The sequence below is a fragment of the Luteibacter sp. UNCMF331Sha3.1 genome (genome assembly GCF_900109915.1).
Lineage (GTDB): Bacteria > Pseudomonadota > Gammaproteobacteria > Xanthomonadales > Rhodanobacteraceae > Luteibacter.
In genome coordinates, this window is sequence record NZ_FOBU01000003.1 from 82,271 (window position 1) to 93,852 (window position 11,582).

At 67.4% G+C, this 11,582-nt stretch carries 9 protein-coding genes; 8 read left to right on the top strand and 1 reads right to left on the bottom strand.

The window, feature by feature from the left end:
* Positions 1 to 16 precede the first annotated feature (16 nt).
* The gene (locus BMX32_RS16000; RefSeq protein ID WP_089980918.1) at positions 17 to 2,074 is read right to left on the bottom strand and encodes a 3-hydroxyacyl-CoA dehydrogenase NAD-binding domain-containing protein; all 2,058 of its coding nucleotides are present in this window, start codon (positions 2,072 to 2,074) and stop codon (positions 17 to 19) included.
* A gap of 146 nt (positions 2,075 to 2,220) precedes the next feature.
* Here BMX32_RS16000 and BMX32_RS16005 point away from each other — a divergent pair, with 146 nt between their 5' ends.
* The 8 genes from BMX32_RS16005 to BMX32_RS16040 all read left to right on the top strand — a co-directional run bounded on the left by BMX32_RS16005 (position 2,221) and on the right by BMX32_RS16040 (position 11,581).
* Entirely contained in the window at positions 2,221 to 2,697 is a 477-nt protein-coding gene (locus tag BMX32_RS16005; protein WP_089980596.1) for a hypothetical protein, read from the top strand.
* Entirely contained in the window at positions 2,697 to 5,222 is a 2,526-nt protein-coding gene (locus tag BMX32_RS16010; protein WP_089980598.1) for a putative bifunctional diguanylate cyclase/phosphodiesterase, read from the top strand. Before BMX32_RS16005 ends, BMX32_RS16010 begins: the two co-directional genes overlap by 1 nt.
* 149 nt (positions 5,223 to 5,371) lie before the next feature.
* The gene (gene rpoE, locus BMX32_RS16015; RefSeq protein WP_089980600.1) at positions 5,372 to 5,968 is read left to right on the top strand and encodes an RNA polymerase sigma factor RpoE; all 597 of its coding nucleotides are present in this window, start codon (positions 5,372 to 5,374) and stop codon (positions 5,966 to 5,968) included.
* Positions 5,965 to 6,609: a sigma-E factor negative regulatory protein gene (locus BMX32_RS16020; protein ID WP_089980602.1), complete on the top strand. Its 645-nt coding sequence runs from the start codon at positions 5,965 to 5,967 to the stop codon at positions 6,607 to 6,609. The genes rpoE and BMX32_RS16020 overlap by 4 nt, the downstream gene beginning before the upstream one ends.
* 115 nt (positions 6,610 to 6,724) lie before the next feature.
* Positions 6,725 to 8,146, top strand: a complete 1,422-nt coding sequence (locus BMX32_RS16025) for a Do family serine endopeptidase (protein WP_089980605.1) — start codon at positions 6,725 to 6,727, stop codon at positions 8,144 to 8,146.
* Between the two features lie 128 nt (positions 8,147 to 8,274).
* Positions 8,275 to 10,065 (top strand): translation elongation factor 4, encoded by a 1,791-nt coding sequence (lepA, locus tag BMX32_RS16030; protein WP_089980608.1) that lies wholly within the window; start codon positions 8,275 to 8,277, stop codon positions 10,063 to 10,065.
* Between the two features lie 99 nt (positions 10,066 to 10,164).
* A complete protein-coding gene (lepB, locus tag BMX32_RS16035; protein WP_089980611.1) occupies positions 10,165 to 11,067 on the top strand; it encodes a signal peptidase I in 903 nt (300 codons plus the stop codon).
* Positions 11,068 to 11,206: 139 nt separating this feature from the next.
* Positions 11,207 to 11,581 (top strand): DUF4845 domain-containing protein, encoded by a 375-nt coding sequence (locus BMX32_RS16040; RefSeq protein WP_089980614.1) that lies wholly within the window; start codon positions 11,207 to 11,209, stop codon positions 11,579 to 11,581.
* Position 11,582 lies beyond the last annotated feature (1 nt).

Below are 11,582 nucleotides of genomic sequence, written 5' to 3' on the forward strand. Positions count from 1 at the left end.
CGACCAGCCGAGCGGGTTACGCCGCTGGCGCGGAGAGTTCCGGGTTATCCCAGCCTTCCTTCTTCGCGAAGCGCGCGCCGTGCTTCTGCTCCAGCTTCGCCAGTCGCTCGCGCACGGCGGCGACGCCTTCGGTGCGGACGTACTGGATCGGGCCGCCGCGGAACGGCGCGAAGCCCGTGCCGAAGATCACGCCGGCGTCGAGCAGGTCGGCATCGTCCACCACGTTTTCGGCGAGGCAGGCGATCGCTTCATTCACCATGGGAAGGATCATGCGGTCCTGGATATCGGACGGCGCGACGTAATCAGGGTCGACTTCCGGCTTGTCCGGCTTGCCTTCCTTCCAGACGTAGAGGCCTTCGCCGTCCTTCTTGCCACGCTTGTTCGCGGCGATCTTCTCGTCGAGACCATGCGGTACTTCCAGACCGAGGAACGGCGCGAGTTCCTTGCCGACGGAGGCGCAGACATCGAGGCCGACGGTATCGGCGAGTTCGATCGGGCCCATCGGCATGCCGAACTTCTTCGCTTCGCGGTCGAGCACAGGCCCCGGCACGCCTTCGTTGTAGAGGCGCATCGCCTCCATCAGGTACGGCATGAGGATACGGTTGACGAGGAAGCCCGGCGTGCCCTTGACGGGAACGGGAAGCTTGCCGATCGCCTTGCAGAAGGCCAGCGCGCGCTTCTCGATCGCCGGATCGAGGGCGTCGTGACGCACCACCTCCACCAGCGGCATCTGCGCCACCGGATTGAAGAAGTGCAGGCCGAGGAACCGCTGCGGCGCCTTCAGCCCGTGACGCAGCTCGTCGAGCGGAATGGACGACGTGTTGCTGGCCAGGATCTCGTCGGCCTGGAACTGCGGCTCGATGGCGGCATACAGCGCGTGTTTCGCTTCCGGGTTCTCGTAGATGGCCTCGATGGCGAGGTCGGCATCGGCCACGCCCTTGCCCTCGACGTCGGCGCGCAGGCGCGCGACCGCCGCATCGACTTTCGCCGGCGCCTTGAGCTTCTTCTCGAACAGTGTGCGTGCCCGCTTGATCGCCGGCTCGACGAAGCGCGCCTCGCGATCCTGCAACGTGACCTGGAAGCCCTTCAGCGCGGACCATGCCGCGATGTCTCCACCCATGGTTCCCGCGCCGACGACGTGCACGTGCGAGATGCCGTGGTCCGTGCCGCCGCCGAGCCCCTTAAGGCGCTCCTGGAGGAAGAAGATGCGGATGAGGTTGCGTGCCGTCGGCGTCGTGGCGAGCTTCGCGACCGACTTCGCCTCGAGCCGGAGCCGCTGCTGGATCGACGGACCGCCGCGGGCCCAGGTATCGATGAGCGCGAAGGGCGCCGGGTAGTGTTCCCTGCGCACCTTCGCGGCGGTCTGCTTGCGCACCATGGGCGCGAGGATCGCGCGGGCGAGCAGCGTGTTCGTGGCCCAGCCCTTGGCGCGCTGCGCGAACGGGCGCGCGGACGGGCGGCGTGCGAGTGCCCGCGCCTCGGCGAGCAGTTCGTCCGGACGCGCGAGGCGGTCGACGAGGCCCACCGCCCTGGCGCGGCGCGCGTTGAACGGCTTGCCGGTGAGCATCGCGGGCAGCGCGTCCGGCGCGCCGATCAGGCGCGGCAGGCGGGCGCTGCCGCCCCAGCCCGGGTGGATGCCGAGCATGACTTCGGGGAGAGCGATCTTCGTCGCGTCGTCGTCCGCCGCGATGCGCAGGCGGCAGGCGAGGGCGAGTTCCGTGCCGCCGCCCATGCAGGCGCCGTGGATGGCGGCCACGGTGGGGAAGGGAAGCCGCGCCAGGTTCTCGAAGACGCGCTGGCCATTCTCGATGTTCTCGAGCACCGTGCCGGTCTGCGCGTATTCCACGAATTCCCGTATGTCGGCGCCGACCGCGAAACCCATCGGCTTGGCGGAATGGATGACGACGCCCTTGGGGCCTTCGATGGCGAGCCGTTCGACGAGCGTGTCCAGTTCGTCGAGCACCTCGCGGGACAGCGCGTTGGCGCTGGCGCCCTCGCGGTCCAGGGTCAGGACGACGATGCCGTCGTCGCCTTCGCTGGTCTTCCAGTGCTTGAATCGGAGTCCTTCGAACATGGCTGGTCGTACGGTGGCGAATGAGCGCATCACCATACCGTTCCGCAGGGACGATTGCGATACCCGCCCGTACGGCGTCCGCGATGGCTGGCGTACGCCCCCGTATTGGGCGGATACTGCGCGCCAGCCAAGTTGCCCGACAGCCGATGGACCACAGCGTAGGAAACGATGTCTTCGACCGCATCCTGTCGGCGTCCGGGCCGCTGGTGGCACTGAAGACCAATGAGCCGGCGTTGCTCATCGAGCAGTTCCGACTCGTCGCCCGTCGGACGGGGCAGGCGGCCTATCTCTGGCGGCACGCCGAGGGCCTCGTGAGCCTTCGCGATGCACAGATGAAAGTGCCGGGCTGCCAGCGCCTCGGCGACGCCCTCCGCTACATCCTGCAGAGCCTGCACTTCGGCGTATATCTCATCGACATGCCGCCCGGCGTGCCGAGTGCCACCGACGGTGCGCTTTTACGGCAACTTTCGCGGACGCAGACCGGCCACGTCCGGCGCGTCGTGCTGCTCGGAGCGGGCCCGACGCTGCTCGCGACGTTCGAGAGCGACGTCAGCGTGGTGGACGCCGACTGGCAGGCGCGCAGCACGGCGCCGCGCCTGCGCGACGGGCGCTGGATCGTCTGATGGGCGCCGTGAACGCTCCCGAAGGCGTGCTCATCTTCACCGGCCGTCGCGACGTGCGCCGGTCGATATTCGACGCCCTCGACATCGACGGCGACCTTGTGCTGCTCAGCGCACGCGACGCGAATCAGCTGGAGGTGCTGCTTGCCGACGCACCGCCGTTGCACGTCGCGGTGGTCGGTGCCGACGGCAGCGCCGACATGGCGCAAGGGCTGCGCATCCTGCGCGCCTCGCCTGCCTATGCGGGGCTGCCGATCGTGCACGTGGTGGCCGACGAGCCCGGCGTCGCGCCGGACGGCGCCGCGACATGGCTGCGCGAGGGCGCCATCGCCACCGAGCTCGCGCAGCGGGTCCGGGCCGCGATTCGCGCGCCCGCGGCATCGCCGGCCCCGAAGGGCCCGGACTGGCGTTTCGCCTTCGACGCCGGTGCGGCCTGGGTGGTCGCGTCCACGCCGGATGGCTGCATCGTCGAGAGCGGGCAGGCGATGGAGCGACTCTGCAAGGGCGACGGCCCCGTGCAGGGGCGACTCCTCTCCGAACTTTTCGTGCTCGCCGACGGCGCCGAATGGCCGGTGCCCGATGGCGAGGGGGTGCCGTGCACCTTACGCCTGCGCGATGGCACGGACATCGTCGGCGAGGTCGACGTGCGGCACCTGGTGGACGCGGGGAATCATCGTATCGCCGTCGGTTTTCGTGACTTACGAGCGATGGACACGGCGGCGCGCGCGCTCGCGCTGCTCGCCGTGCTCGACGCCTGCCCGAGCGACGACGAAGGCATGGCGGAGGCCGCGGCGATGCTTGCCGACGCCCTCGACCTCGATATCGTCGCCGTGTGGTCCGCTTTCCCGGAGAGCGAGACCGGGCCGGAAGTGCTCGCCCGCATCTGGAACGGGACGGGGACCGTGGCGTGGCCCGAGGCGGCGGACCTTCCGTTGCTGAAGATATGCCTCGGCGGCGAAGCGCTGTCCCACCTGGGCGACGAGAGCGGGCTGCCGATGGGCGATCCGCTCGTCGACGTGCTCGGGCTGACCTCGTACGCCTGGCTGCCGTTGCTCGACGAGCGTCGTTGCGTGCTCGGCGCGCTGTTCACGGGGCGCCGCCGCCGATCGGGCGACGCCGCGGTACTGGCTCCGGCATTGCGCGCCGCGGCGGCACGCTTCGCGTCGGCCCTCGAGTTGCGCCGCACGCGCGAGCAGGGGCGCGAGCGCGGGCTGATCGATCAGCTGACCGGCCTGCCCAACCGTCTTCTGTTCAACGACCGCCTGGACACCACGATCCGTGAGGCCGAGCGCACCGGCGAGTGTTTCGCCACGCTGCTCGTCGACCTCGATCGCTTCAAGAGCATCAACGATACGCTCGGCCATTCGGTGGGCGATCAGGTGTTGATGGCGGTCGCCCGGCGACTGCGGGCGAGCGTGCGCGCCTCCGACACCGTCGCGCGTTACGCGGGCGACGAGTTCACGATGACGCTGCGCCACATCATCAAGCGCGACGACGTGCTACGCATCGCCGAGAAGGTGGTACAGGCCATGGAGATCCCGCTGTCGCTCGACGACGGCTCCGAACTGCAGGTCACCGTGTCGGTCGGCATCTCGTTCTTCCCGGACGACGCCGTCGAAGGCGAACTGCTGTTGCGTCACGCCGACGAGGCCATGTACGGGGCCAAGAGCCTCGGCCGCAACAATTATCAGGTGTACGCGGCGAACGTCGACACGGCGCAACAGCAGCAGGCCGAACTCAAGGCGCGCCTGCGCCACGCGGTGCGCAACGACGAGCTGAGGGTGTATTACCAGCCGCAGGTCGAGGCGATGAGCGAAGACATCGTCGGCATGGAAGCGCTGGTGCGCTGGGAACACCCCGAACTGGGCATGATCAGTCCCGCGTTCTTCATACCGCTGGCCGAAGCCAGCGGGCTCATCGTGCCGATCGGCGAATGGGTGCTGCGCACCGCCTGCGCGCAGGCGAAGATCTGGCAGGACCGCTACGGCCTCGGCCTGCGGCTCGGCGTCAACCTGTCCGCCGTGCAGCTGATGCAGCCGAACCTCGCGGCCGTGGTCGCGAGCGCGTTGCGCGATACGGCGCTCGAGGCGTCGCAGCTGGAACTCGAGGTGACGGAAAGCATCAGCGTGAAGACCGTGCCGCACCTGGTCGAGACGCTGGACGCCCTGCACGCGATGGGCTGCCGGATAGCCATCGACGACTTCGGCACGGGCGCCGCCTCGCTCGACTACCTCCGCCGCCTTCCGGCCGACCGGATCAAGATCGACCAGAGCTTCGTCCGCAATATCGGTGTCGATCCCGACGACGAGGCGATCGTCCGCGCCACCATCGACATGGCCCATCGCCTGAAGCGCGGCGTCGTGGCCGAGGGCGTCGAGATCGAACAGCACCTGCACTTCCTGCGCGCCAACGGATGCGACGAGCTGCAGGGTTACCTGTTCTGCCGCCCGCTGCCCACCCCGGCCTTCGACAAGCTGCTCGCCGAGCGCGAACGTGTCGTCAGCGAAGGGCAGGCCGTGCCCGCCTGAGGGCGAGTCTCGCCCGCCCTTGAGGTCGGGCGGCGTGCCCCGCATAGTTTCAGGGCCGGGACATCGGCCGGCGCAATGAACTTGCGCCGTCAACGCTTGTCTCAGCTGCGCCCGCGACTGGCCCCGACAGAGTTAAGGAGACGGCCCGGATGGGCGAAAACGAACTGGATCAAGCACTTGTAGAGCGTGTGCAGCAAGGGGACCGCCGCGCGTTCGATCTGCTTGTCCGCAAGTACCAGCACAAGGTCATCGCGCTGATCTCCCGCTACGTCCACGACCGGACGGAGTGCGAGGACATCGCCCAGGAGGCCTTCGTGCGCGCCTGGCGCGCGCTGGCATCGTTCCGGGGCGAAAGCGCGTTCTACACCTGGCTCTACAAGATCGCCGTGAACACGGCCAAGAATCACCTCGTCGCGATGGGCCGACGCCCGCCCACGGGCGATATCGACGTGGAAGATGCCGTTTATGTGCCGGGCGCGACCCGAATGCACGAGAGCGCCACCCCCGAACGCGAAATGATGCGGGAACAGGTGGAACAAACCGTCTATTCCACTGTCCAAGCACTGCCTGAAGAACTTCGGGTCGCGATCACCCTGCGCGAGGTGGAAGGCAAGAGCTACGAGGATATTGCCGCCATCATGGACTGCCCCATCGGTACCGTCCGTTCGCGTATTTTCAGGGCTCGCGAAGCCATCGACCAGAAACTGCGGCCGCTGTTGTCCGACCGCGAGGACTACACCCCATGAGCGAAGCCAATCGGGAAATTCTCTCCGCCGGCATGGACGGCGAGCTGTCGCGGGAGGAAATCCGTTTCCTGCTGCGTCGTCTCGAGGCCGATCCGGTGCTCGCCGACACGTGGGCACGGTTCCACGTCGCGCGCGACGGGCTTCGTCACGAGCCCTCGTTGCTCGCATCCGACGACTTTGCCAGCCGCGTCATGGCCGCTATCGAGGCCGAACCCTCGGCGAGCGTCGCGCCCCGTCGTCGCTGGCTGCACTGGTCGGCGGGCGGTGCCATCGCCGCGAGTGTCGCGGTCGCGGCGCTCATGCTTTCGCAGCCTGCCGGCACCGGCTCCACGCCGGATGTCGCCAAGCAGACGGTGGTGGCGGGCGATACCGACCTGGCGTCCGCACCGGCGCAGGCCTCGGCTCCGGTCGCGCCGCAGTGGCTGATGGGCGGTAACGTCGCGTCGCAGTTCACGCAGAAGGCCGCGTTCGACAGCTCCGGCGATGCCGGCGCGGCGGCCTACCTGCCGCGTTCCACGCCTTACCAGATCCATCGTGCCCGGGCGGCTGCCGCCGCGCCGGAAGGCAATGGCTACATGCTGATGATCCGTCCCGACGGTAGTCGCTATGTGCAGCCGGTTGTCGCGCCGCAGGCGCGCTGAATCATCGCGCCGGCCGTCCGGCCGGCGCATTTCCGAATCATGAACCGCCGTGCGGTAGGCACCGCACGGGCAACTGTGTCCAGAAAGAAGTGTCCAGATAAGAAGGAGTGAATCGATGGGTCTCTGGCATGCACGCGCACTCGTTGGTGGTGCGCTCGTCGTCGCAACCGCAGTCGCGCAGGCGCAGGCGCTCCCGGACTTCACCGGCATCGTCGAGAAGAACGCGCCGGCCGTCGTCCACGTCGAAGCGAAGACGACGGGCGCCGCGAAGAAAGCGCGCGGCGGCCCCGGTGGCCAGCAGGACGACCAGGAAGAACTGCTGCGACGCTTCTTCGGCATGCCCGGTGCACCCATGCAGCCGCGCGAGTCGACCTCGCTCGGCTCGGGCTTCATCATCTCCCCCGACGGCTACGTCCTCACCAACGACCACGTCGTCGACGACGCCGACGAGGTGAAGATCCGTCTGCAGGACCGCCGTACGTTCACGGCGAAGGTCGTCGGCAAGGATCCCCAGTACGACATCGCGCTGCTGAAGATCGACGGTTCCGCGCTTCCCGCGGTGACCATCGGCGACTCGCGGACGGTCAAGCGCGGCCAGTGGGCGCTGGCCATCGGTTCGCCCTTCGGCCTCGACGCCACGGTGACGCATGGCATCGTCAGCGCGGTAGGGCGCAACCTCGGCAGCGGCGACCAGCCCTATACCTCCTTCATCCAGACGGACGTGCCGATCAACCGCGGCAACTCCGGCGGTCCGCTCTTCAACCTGCAGGGCCAGGTCATCGGCGTGAACTCGCAGATCTACTCGACCTCCGGTGGCTATCAGGGCCTGTCGTTCTCGATCCCGATCGACGTCGCCATGAACGTGGTGCAGCAGATCAAGGAAAAGGGCTTCGTGTCGCGCGGCATGCTGGGCGTCACCGTGCAGCCCGTCGACCAGTTCGTGAAGAATCTCGACCTGCCCGACGCGAACGGCGCGCTGGTCGCCCAGGTCACGCCCGGCAGCGGCGCCGACAAGGCGGGCCTGAAGCAGGGCGACGTGATCCTGGCATTCAACGGCACACCCATCACGCAGTCGGCGGATCTGCCTCCGCTGGTCGGCATCACCCGGCCGGGGTCGGTCGCGAAGGTCGACATCCTCCGCGACCATAAGAAGCAGACGGTCGACGTCAAGGTCGGCGAGTTGCCGCGCGACAAGAACGCACTCGCGACGGCGGCCGGCGCCGGCGACGACGCGGGCGGCGGTTCGGCGGCGGCGTTGGGCCTTGCCGTGCAGGACATCGACGCGCAGGCGCGCACCGAGCTCGGTCTGAAGGCCGGCGAGGGCGTCGTGGTCAGCCGGATCACCGGTGGCGGGGCGGCGAGCGCTGGCCTGCAGGCGGGCGACGTGATCCTCATGGTCAACCAGAAGCGCGTCGGCAGCGCCGGGGCATTCCGCGACGCGGTCAAGGGCATCAAACCGGGCGACACCGCGATGCTGCTGGTCCGGCGAGAGGACTCCACCCGATTCGTCGGCGTGACGGTGCCGGGCGACCGCTGATGGGAAGGGTCCCCCGCCGCTCGGCGGCGGTGGGCCTTCCATGCGATAATGCTGGATTCGCGCCGGCCGATATGGCCGGCGCGCGTCGTTCGCGCCGCGAGCGATGGTGAACGTGACCACGGCGCTCCATGGAACTCATCCGCAACTTCTCCATCATTGCCCACATCGACCACGGCAAGTCGACCCTGGCCGACCGCATCATCCAGCTGTGCGGCGGCCTGACCGAGCGCGAAATGGAAGCGCAGGTCCTCGACAACAACCCGATCGAGCGCGAACGCGGCATCACCATCAAGGCGCAGTCCGTCTCGCTGCCGTACACGGCGCGCGACGGCAAGACCTACCAGCTCAATTTCATCGACACCCCGGGCCACGTCGACTTCTCGTATGAAGTCAGCCGCTCGTTGTCCGCCTGCGAAGGCGCGCTGCTGGTGGTGGACGCCGCGCAGGGCGTCGAGGCGCAATCGGTGGCCAACTGCTACACGGCGATCGAGCAGGGTCTCGAGGTCATCCCGGTGCTCAACAAGATCGACCTGCCCACGGCCGATATCGAGAAGGCCAAGGCCGAGATCGAGGCCGTGATCGGCGTGGACGCCAGCGACGCGATCGCGGTCAGCGCGAAGACGGGCCAGAACGTGGTCGAGGTGCTGGAAGCGATCATCCACCGCATCCCGCCGCCGAAGCCCGGCAACACCGACAAGCTGCAGGCGCTGATCATCGATTCGTGGTTCGACAACTATCTCGGCGTGGTGTCGCTCGTGCGCGTCATGCAGGGCGAGATCCGTCCCGGCGACAAGATCATGGTCATGTCGACGGGGCGCAACCACCTGGTCGACGACGTCGGCGTGTTCACGCCCAAGCGCAAGAAGCTCGAAAAGCTCTCGGCGGGTGAGGTCGGCTGGATCAATGCGTCCATCAAGGACGTCCACGGCGCGCCGGTCGGTGACACGCTGACCCACGCCGGCAAGCCGGCGTCCGAGCCGCTGCCCGGTTTCCAGACGATGCAGCCGCGCGTGTTCGCGGGCCTGTTCCCGGTGTCGGCCGACGATTATCCGGCGCTGCGCGAGGCGCTCGACAAGCTGCGCCTCAACGACGCCGCGATGTTCTTCGAACCGGAAAGCTCCGAAGCCATGGGCTTCGGCTTCCGCTGCGGCTTCCTCGGCATGCTGCACATGGAAATCGTGCAGGAGCGCCTGGAGCGCGAATACGATCTCGACCTGATCACCACGGCACCGACGGTGGTTTACGAGGTGGTGAAGACCGACGGGTCCATCATCCAGATGGACAACCCGGCCAAGCTGCCGCCGCCGCAGCAGATCGCGGAGATCCGCGAGCCCGTCATCGTCGCGACGATCCTCACGCCGGCCGACTACGTCGGCAACGTGATCAAGCTGTGCGAAGAGAAGCGCGGCGTGCAGCGTTCGATCCAGTACCTCGCCACCCAGGTGCAGGTCACCTACGAACTGCCGCTCGCCGAAGTGGTCCTCGACTTCTTCGATCGACTGAAGTCGGTGTCGCGTGGCTATGCGTCGATGGATTACCACCTCGACCGCTTCGACGCGGGCCCGTTCGTGCGCGTCGACGTGCTGATCAACGGCGATCGCGTCGACGCATTGAGCCTCATCGTGCACCGTTCGCATGCGGACCGCCGCGGGCGCGAGCTGGTCGAACGCATGAAGGACCTGATCCCCCGCCAGCAGTTCGACGTGGCGATTCAGGCCGCGGTCGGCGCTGCGATCATCGCGCGCTCGACCGTCAAGGCGCTGCGCAAGAACGTGCTCGCCAAGTGCTATGGCGGCGACGTCTCGCGCAAGAAGAAGCTGCTCGAGAAACAGAAGGAAGGCAAGAAGCGCATGAAGCAGGTCGGCAGCGTGGAAATCCCGCAGGAGGCCTTCCTCGCCGTGCTGAAGGTCGACAAGTAAGGGCGCCACGTCCTGGCGGCATGACGTTTCACCCATGGATTCCCGGCGCCGGATGCGCCGGAATGGGCCTCAGGGCCTCTCACTACTGATGGAGTTGGTATGGCGGCATTCGATTTTTCGGCGATCCTTCTCGGCCTGACCGTCCTGTTCGGCGTGATCTGGCTGTTCGATCGCCTGTTCCTGGCCAGGGCCCGTCGCGCCCGGTCGGAAGCGGCCGGCGTGGAAGAAGCCGAGTCATGGCCCGTCGACTGGGCGCGTTCGCTCTTCCCGGTGATCCTGGTGGTGCTGATCCTGCGTTCGTTCGTCGCGGAGCCGTTCCGGATCCCCTCGGGCTCGATGATGCCGACCCTCGATGTCGGCGACTTCATCCTCGTGAACAAGTTCGCCTATGGCCTGCGCATGCCGGCCTTCAACAACAAGCTGCTCGCCAACGGCGAGCCGCGTCGCGGCGACGTCGTGGTGTTCCGCTTTCCCGGGTACCTCTGCAAGGACGATACCGGCACCCTCGGACGCAGCGGCGACATGACCTGCCAGGATCCGCGCGCGCCGGTGCCCAACGAGAACTGGATCAAGCGTGTGATCGGCCTGCCGGGCGACCGCATCGAAACCCGTGGCAGCGAGCTGTACATCAACGGCGAGCGCGTCCAGGCCGACGAGATCGGCCCGTTCAAGGGCAGCATGAGCCGTCCGGAAGACCGCCTGCTGATGACCTTCGGCTCCAGGCTCTACACGGAGCACCTGGGCAGCATCAACCACACGATCGCCCTGACGCCGGCCTACAACATGCCGCAGGACATCCCGAACGCCGTGGTCCCGTCGGAAGTCCCCAAGGGCTGCTACATCGTCATGGGCGACAACCGGATGAACAGCACTGACAGCCGCTGGTGGGGCTGCATGCCGGAGCAGAACCTGGTCGGCAAGGCGTTCTTCGTCTGGCTCGCCTGGCGCGGCCCGGGCAACGGCTGGCTCGACTTCTCGAAGATGGGCAAGGTCATCCATTGACCGATTGGAGGCGCCGGTCACGCCCCCGGGCGTTGCGGATGCCTCCGGACAAGGTAATCTCCGCTGCGGGGCGCACAGGGCGCCCCGCACGCATTCAACGTCTTGAACAGGGGAGCCGCCACGGCGGCGGGACACGATCATGAAATCCAGGCAATCGGGCATTACCCTCATCGGCTTCATCATCGTGCTGCTGGTGCTCGGCTTCTTCGCCTTCATGGGCATGAAGCTCGTGCCGTCCTACATCGAATACTTCGGCGTGAAGAAGGCCATGTCGCAGATCGCGACCGCCGGCGGCGCGCAGGACCTCGACAGCATCCGTCGCGACCTCATCTTCAAGATGGGCTTCCAGTACGTGGACGACGCCACGATCCAGCCGAAGGACATCACGATCGACCGCAAGAACAACGGCGGCATGCTCAACGTGGTCTACGACAAGCGGATCCACTTCCTCTACAACATCGACTTCCTCCTGCACTTCGAAAATGCCGTGCAGTTGAGGAATGCGCCCGTGTAAC